Source organism: Paraglaciecola marina (assembly GCF_004360155.1).
Classification (GTDB): domain Bacteria; phylum Pseudomonadota; class Gammaproteobacteria; order Enterobacterales; family Alteromonadaceae; genus Paraglaciecola; species Paraglaciecola marina.
Map to the genome: position 1 here is coordinate 1 of NZ_ML178723.1, position 18,680 is coordinate 18,680.

Consider the following 18,680-nt stretch of genomic DNA (forward strand, 5'->3'; position numbering starts at 1 on the left):
CTTGGGGACGCCATATATAAAAGCCGCTTAAGCAATTAAGCGGCTTTTTTATTGCCTGAAGATATTGACAACCCAAGGGGTGAGAACCCCTATTGTTCGACAAAAATGTCTGGAACATTTTTGAACGTGCTTTGCACGGCCGCGAAGCGGTAAAATACATGGATGTATTTTATAATCCCCTTGGGGACGCCATATATAAAAGCCGCTTAAGCAATTAAGCTGCTTTTTTATTGCCTGAAGATACTAATGTAATGGTANTGCTTTTTTATTGCCTGAAGATACTAATGTAATGGTATTAAATAAAACTTTTGGAAATCAATCTATAGGGCCTGAATTCACCTTATTACAATTACAAAAGAAGACAATAGTTGAGCAAAGGTAAGCCTTAATCAGAAACTATTGGGAGCATTTCGGGTAGTTTCCCTGCAATAGGTAGAATAGCTGGTAATGTCGGCTATTTGTTGTGTTATCTTTTTACGAAATGAAACAATACGACTTAGTCGTTAAGCCGTATTGAATGGCCTTTTATTTGAAAGGCTGATGTAGCTTTAAGTTCACTTATCTCTAGAATCGCTCTTCTACTTTTTTTAGTAGATTGGCATTTTCAATGTTCAAGATAACTTTCCGCTCTAAAATGATTTTACCTTCCACCACAGATGAGCCATCAATCGTTAAAGTGGGAGGGGTACGATCATTATTCTTGTCTTCCTTATCCCACCAACTGTCGTCATTTGTCGATTCAAATATTATATCTCCTGCAACTATTGTGTTTAGAGTGAGTGTTATGTCGCCGTTGGTGGTTTCAATATCGCCACTTACCTGCGTGTCTAGTATTACAATGTCGCCGTTAACAGTGGATAGATCGCCACTAACTTTGCTGTTTTCTAGTAACTCAATACTGCCGTTCACTGTACTGATATCACCTAGGGCGTTTAAGTTTTCTTTTACTTTAATGCTGCCATTAACTGTGGACACATCTGATACCTGAACATTCTTTCCTAACTTTATCCCACCATTCACGGTACTTACGTCATTAGCAATGACCCCATTTTGTAGCTCTATTTCACCATTTACCGAAGATAAGTCACCAACTTGACGGTCTTCAGCAATATCAAAACCACCAAAAACGCTACTTTTGTCAGGCTTGTCACCCTGTCCATTGACGTGGATGATACAACTCGATGTGGAAATCAATAAAGTGCTTAAAACAGCTGCTAGAGTTAAACGGGATATGTTCATGTTATTCCTTGTTGTTTAGCGATAAATTCAATATTTACTATGATAAGCAGTGCTTATGCCAATAATGTAAAGTACTGATAGTTATAGTTTTATTAGATTGATTGAATACTTAGACGCAAATTAATCCTAAAAAGTTGGCGAGAACCACAATTATTTGGCCAGACTCTAGATCTTAAAAGCCGTCAGTACAGACGGCTTTTTATTGAATACGGTTATTAAGACACTCATGGGTTTATTTTTTCTGGCAATACTGATCACCATAGTAGTTGTTTAAATAGTTACACTGTATTACTTCTTTTTTTGCTCTAGATAAACTAAAGCTAACAACTAAATTATTAAATATATTTTTCATGGTATTTACCTGGTTGAGTTAAGACAATACCATTGTGCTTTTTATTCTTTGTTCAGTATATTTAATTGTTTTGATTATATTGTTCTAAAAAATAGAACTAATTGCCGTCACATTTCTGACTGAGTTGTTTTGTAAATATATTCTTGAGTATGCTCAGTTCATTGGTTCGTACGTAATTAGGCCTAATGACTAACGAAATTGTTCTATGAGGGCCTGGTTCATTAAGATGAATGGCTGTTAACTCTGATTCATTGTGTGTGAGTTGGTCTAAAGCCATTTGAGGCACTAGAGTCGTTCCTAACTTGCCCGCCACCATCTGAATCAAGGTATGCAAGCTTGCTGAATCAAAGTCAGTGTCCTGCTTTTTATTTTGTAAACTACAAGCCGCTAGAGCATGCTCTTTTAGACAATGGCCATCTTTTAACAACATTAGTTTATCAATTTCTAGCTCTTCACTAGTGATCTCATTAACTTTGGAGGGGCGTTCATCCTTATGGCACACCCAGTAAAAGTCTTCTTGCCAAAAATCGAAACCCATTAGCCCTTCAATTGGGTAAGGAAGAGCCAGTATTGCAGCGTCAATTTCACCTGCTCTGAGCTTATCAACTAATATGTGAGATTGATCTTCTTGAATTCTAAGTTTGAAGTTTGGGTATTGCTTGCGAACTTCGGGTAACACTTTAGGTAAAAGGTAGGGACCTATGGTGGGTATAACGCCAATAGTCATAGGTCTAGAAAATGGTTCTTTGTTACTTTGTGACAACAGTAAGAGCTCATCAAATTCTAATTTAACTTTTTTAGCTTTATCAAGTATGGGTTGGCCGTCTCCGGTCACTAATACATGCTTGTTATTGCGCTCGAATACTGAGAAGCCAAGTTGTTTTTCAAATTCATTAATAGCGGTGCTGAGTGCTGACTGGGATACGTTGCACATTTCTGCCGCTTTTTTGAAGTGTAGGGTTTTTTCAACGGCTAGTGCGTAATGTAATTGCTTAAGTGAAATCATACTTCTAATTATTTGTTTTATCGAACGTAATGGTAATTTTAACCAGTATTTTAGAATTAACTAGCTTTTTATTTCGCTTACTACTCAAATTAGGGGAGTTTCATTATTCTATTTAAGTGAACGTAATAATCAATTTAACCAAATTTACCAACTTATAATTTCCACCTAATATACCCCCATCGAAAGCAAAAATGCTTTTGGAAACTTACTAACTTACATAGTTAACAAACTAAATAAACGAGGAAATACAAATGGCTCAAATCGGCAAAACTATACCAGAATTCACTGCTCAAGCATTTCACAACGGCGAGTTTGTTGAAGTTACATCAGAAGGCGTAAAAGGTAAGTGGTCAATCTTCTTGTTCTATCCAGCAGATTTCACATTTGTTTGTCCTACTGAATTAGAAGATATGGCTAACCAGTACGAAGAACTTCAAAAGTTAGGTGTTGAAGTATATGCAGTATCTACTGATACACATTTCTCTCATAAAGCATGGCACGACTCTTCAGATGCAATTGGAAAAATTCAATTTCCAATGATTGGTGACCAAACAGGTACTATTACACGTGGTTTTGACGTAATGATAGAAGAAGATCACATGGCACACCGTGGTACTTTCTTAGCAGACCCTGATGGCGTTATCCAAGTTGCACACATTCATGCTGGTGGTATTGGCCGAAGTGCTAAAGACATGGTACGTAATGTTAAAGCTGCACAATATGTTCGTGAAAATGACGGTGAAGTATGTCCAGCTGCTTGGGAACAAGGTGAAGCTACATTAACACCAAGCCTAGATTTAGTTGGAAAAATCTAAGCGTAACTAAACAAGTTTTAACCCCTTTAAAAACGAGTTAATAACGCAAGTTATTAACTCGTTTTTTTAGCGCCTGTAATAAATCAGAATAGTAACTTTCACCACAATGTTCAGTATTTTAGAATGTTAACTTAGATTTTATGAATTTTATTAATTAAAGCGCATTCCTTAATATACCTACATCGAAAGCAAATAAGCTTTCATCAATTAAAATCAAAGGGTAGTACTATGTTAAGTAACGATATTTTAAATGCACTAAAATCTTATACTCAAAATATGACGAATAAGGTATCACTTGTTTTACAAACGGGTGAACAAGAAAAACGTTCAGAGCTTAAAGAGTTCTTAACTCAGTTATGTTCAGTTTCAGATAATTTGTCTTTAGTTGAACGTGACGAAAATTTACGTAGCCCTATTACTTTTTACTTAGAAGTGGAGGGTAAAAACAATGGTATTCATTTTTCTGGTATTCCTAGCGGCCATGAATTTAATTCACTTATCTTGGCGATATTACAATCATCAGGTACAGAGCTTAAGCTTGATAAGACCTTAAGAGGCATGATTGAAAAAATTCAAGAGAAACTACACTTTGAAGTATTTATCTCTTTGAGCTGTCATAACTGTCCTGATGTTGTGCAATCTTTAAATCAGTTTGCATTGTTAAATGACCAAGTTAGTTCTGAGATGATAGACGGTGGTTTATTCCAAGAGCTAATTGAAGATCGCAACATTCAAGGTGTGCCAAGTGTTTACTTGAACGGTGAGTTATTTGCTAATGGTAAAATAGACACCGCACAATTGGTTGATAAATTAATCGAACGCTTTCCTTATATAGTTAACGGAGAAAGTTCTGAGAAATTACCTTTACAAGATGTAACCGTTATTGGTGCTGGCCCTGCCGGTGTGGCATCAGCAATTTATGCCGCTCGTAAAGGTTTGAACGTTACTATGATCGCAGATCGTATTGGCGGCCAAGTTAAAGATACGGTAGGTATAGAAAACTTAATATCTGTGCCTAAAACTACTGGTACAGAGCTAACGGGTAACATGCAAGCTCACATGAGCGACTATGACATCAATATTAAAGAGTTTTTACGTGTTGATAAAATCGAGCATGATGTCAATAACAGTAAAGCACCCAAGACTCTACATTTGTCCAGTGGTGAAGTGATCGAGTCTAAAACCGTTATCATCGCCACCGGTGCTAAATGGAGAGAGCTAGGCATACCTGGTGAGAAAGAAAACGTAGGTTCTGGTGTAGCGTATTGCCCGCACTGTGACGGTCCATTCTTTAAAGGAAAAGATGTCGCTGTTGTGGGTGGTGGGAACTCAGGTATTGAGGCTGCACTTGATTTAGCGGGAATGGTAAATCATGTTACTGTATTTGAGTTTTTACCCGACCTTAAAGCAGATAAAGTGTTGGTTGATAAAGCGGAAGCTCACGACAAAATTACCATTATTAAAAATGTAGCGACTAAAGAAGTGATTGCTAAAGATGGAAAAGTCGTTGCTCTTGCATACGAAGACAGGGTGACAGGTGAAGCAAAAGAACAAGCTTTATCGGGGATTTTTGTTCAAATAGGTTTAGTACCAAACAGTGAGTTTTTAGACGGTGTAGTTGATAGAACTAAGCATGGTGAAATCATTATTGATGAGAAATGTCACACTACCACGCCTGGAATATTTGCTGCCGGTGATGTTTCTACGGTTCCATATAAGCAGATTGTTATTGCGATGGGCGAGGGGGCTAAAGCTTCGTTGTCAGCCTTTGATTACATCATTAGAGAAAGTTAATCTACTTGATATATAGAAAACACCTGAGCTTGCTCAGGTGTTTTCTATTATTAATTTCGTAGTTTCTACGTAAATATGCGCTTTAATGCGCTACCTCCTTGAATTTTTCTTTCATATCGTACATCTTGCTTGCTCGTTTTTTTATATCAGCTCATGAGCGTTTAAGCATGTTAACAAATACCCAAAAAGCCACCTATCAAGAAAGTGGTTACCTCGTTTTAGAAGATTGTTTCACTGCAACACAAATGGACATGTTAAAACAAGCTGCACTGCAGATAGTTGACGACTTTGATCCCAACTCAACCCGTTCTGTTTTTTCAACGCAAGACCAAAGTAAAACCAGAGATGACTACTTTTTATCTTCTGGTGACAAGATCAGATGCTTTTTTGAAGAAGACGCATTTGATGATAACGGAGAGCTAAAACAAGCTAAATCATTGAGTATCAATAAAATTGGTCATGGATTACATACGCTTTCTCCAGAATTTAAAGCTTTTAGCCATAGCGAAATCATAAAAGCGATTGCAATGGATTTAGGGCAGCAAAAACCGCAAATTCATCAATCTATGTATATTTTTAAACAACCTAAGATTGGTGGTGTCATTCGTTGGCATCAAGATGCGACTTATTTTTTAACTAAACCTATCTCTGTGATTACTTTTTGGTTTGCGGTTGAAGATGCCACTATCGAAAATGGTTGTTTACAAGTTCAGTCTGGAGGTGAGCCTATCCCCATTAAAGAGCAATTTTTGCGTTATCCCGATGATAGAACTGAGTTAAAGCAATTGCATGATATGCCATGGCCTGAAGATGATTGCGCAAAACCTTTAGAAGTTAAAAAGGGGGCTTTGGTGGTATTTAACGGCGAGTTACCCCATTTTAGTGCTCCCAATATATCTGATAAATCTAGGCATGCTTATACCTTACATATTACTTGTGGAAATACTGAATACGCTAAAGAAAACTGGTTACAAGCTACTTCTAGTCGATTGTAATTTATCGTCACGGGTAAATAACTTAAGGCTATATGAGGTTACGTTTTGGGCCATAAAACTATGGGTAAACTCTGTAGAATAGGGTTCAATTAAAAAGTGAAAGTTGAGTCAGTAGGAGGCTTAGTGTTTCAGCTAGAAAAATTTAGTTTAAAGGGCAAAGTGTCTGAGCAAGAGTGGCAAGTCAGAGTCGACCTCGCCGCTTGCTATCGTTTGGTTGCAGATCACCGCTGGGGCGATTTGATTTATACCCATCTTTCGGCTCGTATTCCTAATACCGACCATTATCTAGTCAACGCTTTTGGGTTAACCTTTGATGAAGTGACGGCCTCAAACTTGGTTAAGGTAGACCTAAATGGCAATATATTAGATGGCTCACCGTACACTATTAACCCTGCAGGTTTTACTATTCATAGTGCTATCCATGAAGTACGTCATGATGCCCAATGCGTTATCCATTTGCATACTAAAGCCACTATTGGTGTGGCTACAGTAGAAGGGGGCTTAAAACCTTGGAGTCAATATGCGATGTTCTCGTTGGCTTCACTTAGTTATCACGGTTACGAAGGGTTAGCGGTAAACGATGAAGAAAAAGCCCGACTTCAATCTGATTTGGGGAGTACTAATCATATGTTATTGCATAACCATGGAGGCCTGACTTTAGGGCCTAATGTGGGAGATGCGTTTATGCGTTTTTATGATTTGCAACGTGCATGCGAAATTCAAATGGATTTATTGCAAAGTGGCCAGCCAGTTATTGAGATCCCCCAAGATATTGTTGATGGCATTCAACAGCAAGCTAATATTGTGCACAGTGGTGAGACAGGCGGTCAAAAAGCATGGCCAGCTATGCTAAGACGAGCTTACAAGCTTGACCCTACTTTTTGTGACTAGTCATATTATTTGTTATTCAAATTATTAGAGATTTAAAACAGGACTTATAAATGAAAATTACTCGTGTTGAAATTTTCGACATACATTGCCCTAAAAGGCCACCTTGGAACCCAGTATTTATTCGCATTCATACCGATGAAGGAATATCTGGAGTGGGTGAGGCGGGGCTCGCTTATGACTTAGGTCATAGTGCAGCTGCCCATATGATTAAAGAAATTGCAGAAGCTATGTTAATTGGCTTTGATCCCATGAACACAGAATTACTGTGGACACGTATGTTGCGTGAAAGTTTTTGGGGACTAGGCGGAGGCCCAGTTTTATATTCTGCTATGAGTGCAATAGATACAGCACTTTGGGATATCAAAGGTAAAGTGTTTGGTGTGCCTGTGTATCAGTTACTCGGTGGTAAAACTAACGGCAAGTTAAGAACCTATGCTAGTCAATTACAGTTTGATTGGGATAAAGAGTGCACTAAGCTAACTCAACCTGAACAGTATGCTGAAGCCGCGTTAAAAGCTGTAGCCGAAGGGTATGATGCCGTAAAAGTTGACCCTATTGTTTATGATAAAGACGGTCACTCCTCTTTTGATCGCACTAATTTATTCACTAAACCTCAAATGAGACTATTTGGTGATAGATTAAGGGCTATCCGCAGTGCAGTAGGAGCAGACGTTGATATTATTTTTGAATCCCACTCCCTAATGGGCGCAGCTTCTGCTATTCAAATGGGAGAAGTTATCGAAGAAGTAGGCTGTATGATGTACGAAGAGCCAGTGAACTATTTGAACTCTGCAGTACACAAAAAAGTAGCCGAAAATGTTCGAGTCCCTATTGCGGGTGGTGAAAGGCTTTACCACCGCTGGGATGTACGTCCTTATTTTGAAGATCAAAGTATTGACGTATTACAGCCTGATGTAGGCTTATGTGGTGGGTTTACCGAAACCAAAAAAGTCTGCGATTATGCAGATGTTTACGATATTAGAGTACAAGCCCATGTATGTGGTGGCCCTGTGGCGACAGCCGCAAGCTTACACTTAGAAACAGCCATTCCTAACTTTTTAATACATGAACACCATACCTATGCCATTAAAGAGTGGAATAGGGAGTTATGTATTCAAGACCCACAGCCTGTAAAAGGCTTCTTTGAGGTATCTGAAACGCCGGGAATAGGTATAGAGTTGAATGATGACTTGGTGTATCGCTCACCTAACATGGAAGTGAAGTAATCATTTAACTTATACTAGTGAGAGCCACAGAAGCGTTGCTCTCACTACTCGGTCGTTGCTTTGAGTAGGTTTTTCATTGTTAATTTTATAGGTTCTTTTCCCGCTTTGTAAGCTGAGAATTGATTGTAATCAACATCATGCCATTGTTTCTTTTGCATGAAATCTAGATGATTTTCAACATTGTGCTTTGTTATTAACTCAAAATCATAAGGAGGATGCTCAAATCTATCAATTCCGTGGTGGTAGTCGAAAGCTTTGGTTATGGCTATGGCTCCCATTAAAAAGTGGCCACCCATAGACGCAGTGAGTTGACCTTGTTTAATTTTTTCTAATGCTTCTGGTAGCCAATCAAACCCACCAATGATCCCTGATTTCCCAAATTGCAATTGATGCTGTTTAAGTACTTCAAGTGCTAATTTATCACTAGCACACCAAAAGATGTTTGTTTTAGGGTAACGAGCCATCATGGCTTTAAAATTTACTGCTACATTTTGGTGTACCCAATAGGTAGGAAAAATTTGATTTATACGACTATCATGCTTGCTTGCTAATTTAGTTAGTGCGAATTCTCTAGATGCAGATAAATTATCAAGGTTCCCTCCAATACCTATTAGTGAGGGCATTGCATTAGCGTGGTTCGAAGTCAATTCACTGAACAGAGCATCAAGTAATTGTTGACCCGCTTTATTATTATTGTAAACGACCTCTCCAATCCAGTGTTTATATTTTTGTTGTGGCTTTTTTATTTGTAGGGCTTCATCCCCATAAACTGGCTGTTCTAAGGTAATAAATGATATCCCACTCGCTTCTATTTTATTAAAGGTTGGTATGGCGTTGCCATGAAAAGGCCGAAAAATAATATAGTCGGGTTTATCTTGTCGTGAGGTTATTTTATCAATCAATTCTAATGTAGAGAAACGATCGACCCCTCCAGAGACTACTTCTAATTCTACTCCTAAGCTTTTTGCTGAGACTACACTGACTTGATGTACGGTTTCCCAAAATACATCGTGCTTTTTGACTGGCACTACCATAACAACTTTCATTGCATAGCTATATTGAGAGATGAATAAAATAATTAAACTTAATACTATTTTCATATGTTTTTCAATTTTTACTTAGGCACTGTTTCTTCGTTACAAATTGCTAAAAAACAAAGTAAGAGCTTTCTCTATTCACTTTGATTTTTGTATTACATCCAATTACTCTCCGAATGCTCCCGCAGGACCAGGGAAGACCACAGGGCTTTCAAAACCGTCTTTACTGACACTTGCCACACCAAAGAAGTAGTTGTCTATCACTACATTTTCTAAGGTGTATTGGTTTACATTCCCAACATACTTACTAAATTGCCATTGGGGTGCGTCGGTATAACGCCAGTAAATTTTATATCCCGCTAACTGGGAGTTTTCTACTTTATCTAATGCTTGCCAACTCAAGCTTGTGCTAGGTTGCACTGCGCCCCCAATGTTAACCTGTGCCGGTGGAGAGGGAGCCCACGCCATGCCAGCTAAAGATACCGCATTCAAAGATGTGAGTTTGGCTGCATAATCAAAGTCTACACCTTCAATGGTATCACCGTAGTGCACCCCATTGGCTATTTTTAAGTCTTGGTGTTGTCTGTCGTAATGTTCGTTAGTTTCCATTATACGCACACCAGGATAGCCTAAGTCATTGAAGGGGCGATGATGGCCGCCCCGCCTAAATCTATCTAAGCGATAAATCACCATAGTATCTAAGTTAGGAATATAGTGGTCTGCCATTAAATCAATATAACGAGCTAGATTTCGACTAGGTGAGTCTACTTCGCCCCCAGTGTACCTGCGGGTAGTTTTTTCTTTATCAGTTTCTGTATAACGAGTACCTTCTGCAAAAATACGTGCTGTGGTGTTATCAGTGACCCCATTAATACCTGAAATGTTGCCAATCATGTCATTATTCAATACGGCTTTTAAGCGCCAACCATCTTTTTTAGCGTTTTCTGCGAGTATCTTGCCGCCAAATAAGCCTTGCTCTTCACCAGATAGTGCGGCATAAACAATACTGCCATTAAATTCATATTGGCTAAGTACACGGGCTGTTTCAAGCACGCCTGCCAAGCCTGAGGCATTGTCGTTTGCACCGGGTGAGTCATCTACAAAGTTCATCACATCTGAAACCCGAGAATCAATATCACCAGACATCATGACATAGCGATTAGGATCGGTTGTACCTGTTTGTATGGCAATCACGCTGACAACTTCGGTTGCATCGGGAATGCGCTTTTCGCCTTCTATTACTCTTGATTGAAAATATACTGTTAAACAGCCCCCGCAGGCCTTTGAAATTGCGTCAAATTCTGACTTTATCCAACGTCTAGCCGCTCCAATACCACGAGTGTCAGATTTTGTTTCAGACAAGGTGTGGCGAGTGCCGAAACCTACAAGTTTACGAATGTCTTTCTCTATGTTTGCAGCTGAAATTTTAGCTTGAATCTCATGGAGCTTGGCTTGGTCTGTAAACTGAAGCTCTGCACTTAAACTAGGCTGTGAAAGCATTAAACCTAAGGGTAAGCAAAGTGGCATTAAAATACCTGACAGTGGTTTCATTTAGTGTTTCCTAAACTTTGATAGTTTTTAGTCATAGAGTGGAACGGAAAAAGAGAAGAACTTATTCATTTACTAATAATTTACCCCAACAGAGGTTATTTAAATAGACCTTGTAGCCCGATTACACATGCCAATCACTAGGAATAGCTGTACGATTAAGGACACTAAGACAATACTGTTGGCTTGATAGAACCCCGCTACAACAAAGCTTAATAACGCCACAGCTCCATTTAACAGGGCATAGGGGTATTGGGTTCTAAAGTGTTCAAATTGATTACAGTTTGAACCTGTCGCTGATAATATTGTGGTTTCTGATATGGGAGAGCAATGGTCTCCAAATAACCCCCCAGACAAAACAGCTCCCATACTTACAAATAAAGGTGCATCTATGGCGAAAGAAGTGGGGATGACTAATGGCAACATAATAGCGAATGTTCCCCAAGATGAGCCCGTTGCGAAGGATATGACACCAGAAAATATAAACGCGACGGCAGGCAATAGCCAATAAGGAAAACCACGCTGTGCTTGCTCGGCAATGTATTGCGCGGTGCCCAGCTCTTTACCAAGTGAGCTTAAGGTCCAAGCAAGTATTAAAATAATGGTGACTTGCATCATGTTACTCATACCGTTTAGGTACATAGTGACACTGCCATTTAGGCTACGCACTTTATACCAAGCCATTAGTCCCATTAGTGACACGGCCGCTAAAAAGTAAGCACTACTTAATGCTGCTCTAAAAGCAGAGCCGGGAACACTCTTAAAAGGGAATCCCATTGGCACTAGCATCATAGCTAAAACAATAGCCATTACCGCTAAAGGGATAAAGACAAACGAGGCCCGGGCATTGGAGTGGGTAAAAGGTTGAATTAACGGAGCCTCTTCATCTAAGGTTGTTTTAGGTTTTTGATTGGGTGCTTGCTGTGTACTTGAATCAGGTATTGCGTGTGGTAGTGCCATACACTCTTTTTCTGCCAAGGCCATTGCTCCAAAATCGGCTTTGCGCCACACCAATAAAGGCACAATGGCTATGGCTAAAATGGCATAAAACTGAAACGGTATAGTCTGAATAAAAGCGCCCCATGCTGTTATATCCTGCCCAGCAGAATCAAATTCTTTTTGCATCAATCCCATAATGTAAATCCCCCAACCGATAAAAGGCACTAAGATCGCCACAGGAGAAGCGGTGGAGTCGATAATAAAAGCCAATTTTTGACGAGATATTTTTAACTTATCAAATAAGGGGCGAAATACCGGCCCCACTATTAAAGGTGTACCTAGGTCAGAGTAAAAAATAAAAATGCCCCCGAGCCAAGCGGCCATTTGTGCCCTTGCTCGGGAATTTATCCATTTCATAATATTGGCTGCAAAGGCCGGCCCTCCGCCGGATTTTTCCATAAGGGCTACAAAACCGCCAATAAACACCATAAGTACTATTACGCCAGCGTTGTAACTGTCAGTTATGGTGCCAACTAAGTGGGTTTTCACTAACTCTGACAAGACAGTTAGAGGGTTAAAGCCAATTAGCATCACCACTGCGGTTATCACCCCCGTAAATAACCCAATCACAACATTACGGGTATATAAGGATAAAATTAACGTTAACACTATAGGTAAAATGGAGCTGATGTCTGGTGACGTCAAAATACTGATCCCTTACTTTGGAAGATAAAAATAGTTGTAGCTGTGATTAGGCAAACATAACCACTAACTTTCAGTGAGTCCAAAAGTAGATGTTTGAATTAAGTTACAGTAGTAAGCAAGCAATACACCACTATTAAAGACAAGACGTTACTTAGTTCTATTCAGGTTTCTAGGTGTTAGGTTTGCTGAAGTGTATTGAAATTATTAAGTTCAGTTAGTTGGTTGTAGTGGTAGTTTAACTTTAAGTATCTTTATGCATTGCTTAGATATTTTACATTGAAGCACTTAAATGATGCGACGCCTTTATTTTAAATTCGTAGGCGGCGTTGTCGCATCATGGATGCTAATTGGTAAGACTTATGCTTGCATCTGATTATAACGAGATATGAGTGGGCAGTTCAGAGTGTCTCTTAGGTAAAAATTATAATAAAAATAGGATGTTAACCATGTTTCAGCAAGATATAGAGCGTAGACACTTTTTGCAAGGTATTGGAGTTGGGGCTGTTTCAGCGTCATTATTTGGTTGTGTTCAAACACCGGAAAAGCGCGGCTTTGAACGTCCTTTTTCAAGAAAGCCTCTTGTTGCTCCCAAGATTGATAGAAATAATATTGTGACACAAGTGGTTGGCCATAGACCTTTTCGCGCAGAAGGGTTTGTGGTGCGCAGTGAAGCATTTGGTGAGAAAGTATTAGTGCACAACTATGGACACGGTGGTGGTGGGATCACCCTATCTTGGGGCTCATCGGCTTTGGCTGTAAAGGAGGTAAAAACTCAAGAAAACAAACAAGCGGCTGTTATTGGCGGTGGAGTCATGGGCTTGACGACTGCAAGGTTATTACAAGAAGCGGGATGGAAAGTCACCATATACACCAGGGAAATGGCAAGACATACTACTTCACAAGTGGCTGGAGGTGAGTGGGGACCTTATAGTGTGCATGAACCTAAGGTATCCAGCGACGCCTTTAAACGACAATTGCAATTAGCTGCAAAAATTGCCCATGAAACCTTCGCTAGAATGGTGGGGGATGACTACGGTATTCAGTGGATGGAGTTGTACACAGCAAGTAATACTAAACCTAAGGGGGACTCTCCTTTTAGTCAATATTACCCCTATCGAGAAACCTTTGGGCCAGACCAGCACCCTTTTCCAACTGACTATTGTACGGTTTCTGCAACCATGCTGGTTGAAACTACCACTTTTTTGCGTCGCTTAATTCAAGATGTACGTTTAGCTGGTGGTGAGTTTGTAATCCGTGATTTTAAAGATCAAGACACACTACACACGCTGTCTGAACCAGTGATATTTAACTGCACAGGCTTGGGTTCTAGGTCATTATTTGGAGATCAAGGTATTACACCAGCAAAAGGCCAATTGGTATTATTGCCTCCAGATCCCGCTGTGGATTACTTAACTGTAGGTGGTGGGACAGGCTCCCTTTATATGTTCTCCAGAAATGACTACATGATTTTGGGCGGCACCTTTGGGCTTGACGATTGGTCAACAGAGCCTGACCCTAAAGAGACAGAAAGAATTATCAAGGAAAGCCAACAGTTTTTTGCATGGTTAGAATAGCCATTTCATAGCGAGCGATGCACTTTAAACATTGAAAAGCCGCTGCTGTTTAATACCTGCGGTTTTTTAATAGAGTCTCTTCAAAACTGATTAATGTATAAAAGGTTTTGGGATGGGCAGTGGTATCAAATTAATGCCAACTTTATATTAATGACGACACGTCATGGTTTTTTTTAAATTTTACACGGGTAATATTGCATTTTTATTATTACCCGTATAAAATTGATGTTTGTTTGAACATCTTAAGGTAGTGTAAAAATGGAATACATAGCCATTTACGATAAAACAGCAGTCGCTAAGGGCTCCTTACAGGACATAATTCAGCAGGTAAAAGCGTTTGATAACAACATTGAAGCTATAGTTTTTGAAGTTGAAACATGCCGTAGAATTGATTTTAGTTGGTATGGTGACACCCAAACAGTTTTAGACAATGCCAATGTTGATACGGTTAATAAAAGCAAGCGCGGCAGGCCAAAGCTTGGCGTTAAGGCTAAAGAAGTCACTTTATTGCCTAGGCACTGGGAGTGGTTAGCGAGGCAAAAAGGAGGTGCATCAGCCACCTTGAGACGCTTAGTTGAAGAAGCACAAATTAGCACATCTACTGAAGACCTCATTTGTACTAAACAACAGCAACTAGATAAGTTTATGATGGCGTTCTTAGGTGATGAAGCTGGGTTTGAAGAAGCAAGCCGAGCTTTGTACCGTAATAGTAAAGTTAGTTTTGCTAGCGCCATTGAATCTTGGCCGGCTGAAATCAAAGACTTTGTTTTAACAAAGTTTAATGCTATTGCTGCATTACATAACGGGACTGCTTCACAATGACAAAATCAGTAGAGGAAAACTCTTTTGTAAACGGAGCCTTGCCTTTAGTGTTTTTTAAAACCGCTGCGCCTATCATTTTAATTATGTTGGTGAATGGCTCATTCTCTTTAGTGGATGCTTATTTTCTTGGCGTCTTTGTTGGGCCTGAGGCATTAACGGCCGTTACGTCTATGTTTCCAGCATTTATCATGATGGTTGCCCTGTCTACCTTAGTTTCTAATGGCTTTGCTAGTTTAATGGCAAGGCAGCTTGGAGCAGGTGAGCAATCTCAGTCTGTCGAAACCTTTTCTCAAGCTATAACCTTATCGTTAGTGGTTTGCAGTGTACTTATTACTATGTTCATTTTAGGAGGAAATACGCTTACGGGAGCCGTGAGTAACGGCTCTGAAACCATTGCTAGTATGAGTTATGAGTACATTGCTATTTTGGTGTTTTGCTCCCCTCTGGTATTTATCCTAGGGATCAATGGTGACAGTTTACGCTGCGAAGGTCATGTTTCTTTTATGGCTATCATTTCACTGATTTCAGTGTTGTTAAACGCTGTATTTAACTACTTGTTGATCGTCGAATTTCAATGGGGGGTGGCTGGTTCTGCTTACGGTACCGTTTTAGCCCAAGCCACTGCCTTGGTGGTGATTTACTTATATCGAAAATACCAACCTCATGGCATTAAGCGACAGGTGATACAGTTTTCCATGTTAAGACACCATTGGACTACATTTTTATCGTTAGGAGCACCATCAAGTTTGAATTATGTTGGTCTAGCTCTATCGTCAGGGGCGATCTTGTATAACTTACAAATTTGGGATGCTGCGAACTATGAAACAACGGTTGGCGCTTATGGAATTATCACTCGTTTAATGACTTTTATATTTTTACCTTTATTAGGCTTGAGCATGGCGTTTCAAGCTATTGTGGGTAATAACTATGGCGCGAATGCATTAAGTCGAGTGAATAGCAGTATTAAAATCGCCCTGCTGGTGTCCTTGATATATTGCGTTACCTTACAATTGCTCGGGGTGTTGTTTCACGAAAAATTAGGGGCTTTGTTTGTGACTGACCAACAAGTTGTAGCCGAAGTAGCAAGGATTTTTCCGTGGACTACTTTGGGGTTGTTTCTAATGGGGCCACAAATGATGATTAGTATGTTTTTTCAGGCGATAGGTGATGCCAAACGTGCAGGCATATTAGGGATTACTAAAACCTATGCTTTTTCATTACCTTTGATTTTTGTTCTACCGCTATTTTTTGCTGAGTGGGGCATTTGGTACGCTGCTCCTGTTACTGAGGCTCTAGCATTACTATTAACCACGAGTGTATTAATCTTAAGTCATTCAAACGTTCGTTCTTTCGGATTATTCTTTAAACACTAGTCATATTTTACAGGGCATTAAAAAAGGGGCATTGAAATGAATCAATGCCCCTTTTTATTTATTGCTTACGGTTAAGCTGCATCTGCTTTTTTATTACCAGATTCATTCACTAGGGTAAGGTCTTTGTCTAATAACTCTAGGTCAAATGTAAACTCATCAACGCGAATTGCTACTTTACGTTTTTCATTGTAATCCAGCACTAAGGCTACTTCTTCAGCTGTAAGTTCACCAGCGGCGTGTAATTTACCAACCGCATGTTCGAATGATATAAAAGGAACTACAGGTGTTTTACGAAGCGCCTTTTGTATTTTCTTAAGTTGTGGCATTACAGCATGTTTAGCTTTGAAAGCTTGCTCATTAATGTCGTTGCCATCTCCAGGAATCACTTTAATCAAATGAGTTAACTGGGCTTTAATGGTAGTGTCTTCCATCGCTGCTGCAGATAACTCTCGTTTAAGATCATCTGAAATACCCTTAACAGAAGAGGTGTAAGTGTTTGTTAGCAAACGCATTAGGCCTCTTACTGGTGTATTAGGGAAATTAGCAATAAAGTCGTTTAACGCAGTTTCACCTTTGTTTAAACACCACTGAATGGCGTATTCAAAATAAGGTAGTGCTTCGTTACGGTTTTCAACTCTTTGCTCGTAGAAACGCACCACAGCCATTGCTGCATACATATAGCTCATCACATCACCAAGACGTGCTGACAACATTTCAGCTTTCTTTAAATCGCCACCTAATACTAATAATGACAAATCAGCCATAGGTGCAAGTTTTGCTGCCAATGAGTTCATACGTTTTTCATATTTACTCACTTCTGGCAATGCAGATGATGCACCACGGGTAAATGGTACATAACTTTTTGCTAAGCTACGGAATGCATTTTTAACGCTAAAGCCGATAGTTTTACCTAACACTTTATTGAATTTTGCATCAGCGTTTTTGTCTTCACTGTGGATTAAGTCAACCATGTCTTTAAGGTGTGGGTGACAACGCATGGTACCTTGGCCAAATATCATCAAGCTACGGGTTAATATGTTTGCGCCTTCTACAGTAATGGCGATAGGTAGAGCGACATAACCACCTGCTAGGGTATTTTGGGGTCCACGTTGAATGGCTTTACCCGCTTGAACGTCCATGGCTGAATTAACAACTTCACGGCCAAGTTCTGTCATATGATATTTAGCAATAGCGGTTACAACACCAGGTTTGAGCCCAAGGTTCAAGCCTTCGGTGGTTAAAACTCGCATGGCTTCTAGTACAAAGGTTTTACCGGCAATGTCTGCCATTTCTTCTTGAATACCTTCAAAGCGACCAATTGGCACACCAAATTGTTCACGTACAAAAGAGTATTCAGCGGTAGATTTAAGAGCAGTATGTGCTGATGCAACCCCCATTGCTGGCAAAGAAATACCACGGCCTGCACCCAAACATGCTACTAGCATTTGCCAACCACGACCGATGTTACCTTGGCCACCTATGATAAAGTCCATGGGGATAAATACGTCTTGGCCACGGGTAGTACCATTGTAAAACTTCACGCCCATAGGATCATGGCGATTACCTAACTCAACACCAGGGTGAGATTTAGGAATAAGTGCACAGGTAATGCCTAGCTCTACTTGGTCCCCCAATAAACCTTCAGTATCAAATACTTTAAATGCTAAACCTAATACTGTAGCAATTGGGGCTAGTGTGATGTAACGCTTGTCCCAAGTAATACTCAAGCCTAGTACTTCTTTACCTTCCCACATACCTTTGGTAACAATTGCAGCATCTGGGATACCGCCAGCATCTGAGCCTGCTTCTGGGCTAGTTAATGCAAAACATGGAATATCTTGGCCAACTGCTAACCTAGGTAAGTAATGGTTTTGTTGTTCAGGTGTACCGTAATGCATCAGTAACTCACCCGGGCCTAAAGAGTTAGGCACCATTACGGTAACTGCTAATGCACCGCTTTTAGCTGCTAAAGTGGCAACTATGGTTGAGTTCGCGTATGGCGTGAATTCTAGACCGCCAAATTTTTTGGGAATGATCAACGCGAAAAATTTATTAACAGACAAAAAGTCTAAAATTTCCTGTGGAATATGTTTTTCACTTTGTAGGGCAAAGTCATCCACCATTTCAAGTACTTGCTGAACTGGGCCGTCTAAAAATGCTTGTTCTTCAGTACTTAGCTTAGCTGTAGGAATATTCCGTAAAGCTTGCATGTCAGGTTTACCCTGATAGATAGAGGCTTCTAACCATACATCACCAGCTTCTAACGCTTCTTGCTCGGTAATCGAAATTGGGGGTAATACTTTTTTAAGGCTTGTTCTAATACTCATTTTGTCTCATCCGCTCATCTGACCAGTTGGAGTTATA

General features: G+C 39.8%; 14 protein-coding genes. 8 read left to right on the forward strand and 6 right to left on the reverse strand.

Annotation, left to right across the window (positions count from 1 at the left end):
• Nucleotides 1-564: 564 nt before the first annotated feature.
• Nucleotides 565-1,239, reverse strand: a complete 675-nt coding sequence (locus EOK74_RS03800) for a DUF4097 family beta strand repeat-containing protein (protein WP_133468595.1) — start codon at nucleotides 1,237-1,239, stop codon at nucleotides 565-567.
• A gap of 449 nt (nucleotides 1,240-1,688) precedes the next feature.
• Nucleotides 1,689-2,597 carry a hydrogen peroxide-inducible genes activator gene (locus tag EOK74_RS03805; protein WP_133468596.1) on the reverse strand — a complete coding sequence of 303 codons (909 nt, stop codon included), beginning with the start codon at nucleotides 2,595-2,597 and terminating at the stop codon, nucleotides 1,689-1,691.
• 251 nt (nucleotides 2,598-2,848) lie between these two features.
• Here EOK74_RS03805 and ahpC point away from each other — a divergent pair, with 251 nt between their 5' ends.
• The 5 genes from ahpC to EOK74_RS03830 all read left to right on the forward strand — a co-directional run bounded on the left by ahpC (nucleotide 2,849) and on the right by EOK74_RS03830 (nucleotide 8,318).
• Nucleotides 2,849-3,412, forward strand: coding sequence for an alkyl hydroperoxide reductase subunit C (gene ahpC / locus EOK74_RS03810; protein WP_133468597.1), 564 nt, complete (start codon nucleotides 2,849-2,851; stop codon nucleotides 3,410-3,412).
• Between the two features lie 228 nt (nucleotides 3,413-3,640).
• The gene (ahpF, locus tag EOK74_RS03815; RefSeq protein WP_133468598.1) at nucleotides 3,641-5,206 is read left to right on the forward strand and encodes an alkyl hydroperoxide reductase subunit F; all 1,566 of its coding nucleotides are present in this window, start codon (nucleotides 3,641-3,643) and stop codon (nucleotides 5,204-5,206) included.
• Between the two features lie 167 nt (nucleotides 5,207-5,373).
• Nucleotides 5,374-6,201 (forward strand): phytanoyl-CoA dioxygenase family protein, encoded by an 828-nt coding sequence (locus EOK74_RS03820; RefSeq protein ID WP_133468599.1) that lies wholly within the window; start codon nucleotides 5,374-5,376, stop codon nucleotides 6,199-6,201.
• Nucleotides 6,202-6,324: 123 nt separating this feature from the next.
• Complete coding sequence (locus EOK74_RS03825) at nucleotides 6,325-7,092, forward strand: class II aldolase/adducin family protein (RefSeq protein ID WP_133468657.1); 768 nt, start codon at nucleotides 6,325-6,327, stop codon at nucleotides 7,090-7,092.
• 50 nt (nucleotides 7,093-7,142) lie between these two features.
• Nucleotides 7,143-8,318: a mandelate racemase/muconate lactonizing enzyme family protein gene (locus tag EOK74_RS03830; RefSeq protein ID WP_133468600.1), complete on the forward strand. Its 1,176-nt coding sequence runs from the start codon at nucleotides 7,143-7,145 to the stop codon at nucleotides 8,316-8,318.
• Nucleotides 8,319-8,362: 44 nt separating this feature from the next.
• Here the strand turns inward: EOK74_RS03830 and EOK74_RS03835 are convergent, their stop codons facing one another.
• From EOK74_RS03835 to EOK74_RS03845, 3 genes are all read right to left on the reverse strand, one after another.
• Nucleotides 8,363-9,418 (reverse strand): ABC transporter substrate-binding protein, encoded by a 1,056-nt coding sequence (locus EOK74_RS03835; RefSeq protein WP_133468601.1) that lies wholly within the window; start codon nucleotides 9,416-9,418, stop codon nucleotides 8,363-8,365.
• Nucleotides 9,419-9,520: 102 nt separating this feature from the next.
• Nucleotides 9,521-10,855, reverse strand: a complete 1,335-nt coding sequence (locus EOK74_RS03840) for a M28 family metallopeptidase (protein ID WP_239024005.1) — start codon at nucleotides 10,853-10,855, stop codon at nucleotides 9,521-9,523.
• A 150-nt stretch (nucleotides 10,856-11,005) separates the two neighbouring features.
• Nucleotides 11,006-12,547, reverse strand: coding sequence for a Na+/H+ antiporter NhaC family protein (locus EOK74_RS03845; protein ID WP_133468603.1), 1,542 nt, complete (start codon nucleotides 12,545-12,547; stop codon nucleotides 11,006-11,008).
• A gap of 446 nt (nucleotides 12,548-12,993) precedes the next feature.
• On the opposite strand from EOK74_RS03845, the gene EOK74_RS03850 reads away from it, so the two are divergent.
• The 3 genes from EOK74_RS03850 to EOK74_RS03860 all read left to right on the forward strand — a co-directional run bounded on the left by EOK74_RS03850 (nucleotide 12,994) and on the right by EOK74_RS03860 (nucleotide 16,316).
• A complete protein-coding gene (locus EOK74_RS03850) occupies nucleotides 12,994-14,121 on the forward strand; it encodes an FAD-dependent oxidoreductase (RefSeq protein ID WP_133468604.1) in 1,128 nt (375 codons plus the stop codon).
• A gap of 258 nt (nucleotides 14,122-14,379) precedes the next feature.
• Nucleotides 14,380-14,943 (forward strand): DUF2239 family protein, encoded by a 564-nt coding sequence (locus EOK74_RS03855; protein ID WP_133468605.1) that lies wholly within the window; start codon nucleotides 14,380-14,382, stop codon nucleotides 14,941-14,943.
• Nucleotides 14,940-16,316, forward strand: a complete 1,377-nt coding sequence (locus EOK74_RS03860; protein WP_133468606.1) for an MATE family efflux transporter — start codon at nucleotides 14,940-14,942, stop codon at nucleotides 16,314-16,316. The genes EOK74_RS03855 and EOK74_RS03860 overlap by 4 nt, the downstream gene beginning before the upstream one ends.
• A gap of 71 nt (nucleotides 16,317-16,387) precedes the next feature.
• Here EOK74_RS03860 and EOK74_RS03865 read toward each other — a convergent pair whose 3' ends face one another.
• Nucleotides 16,388-18,643, reverse strand: coding sequence for an acyl-CoA dehydrogenase (locus EOK74_RS03865; RefSeq protein WP_133468607.1), 2,256 nt, complete (start codon nucleotides 18,641-18,643; stop codon nucleotides 16,388-16,390).
• Nucleotides 18,644-18,680: the final 37 nt, after the last annotated feature.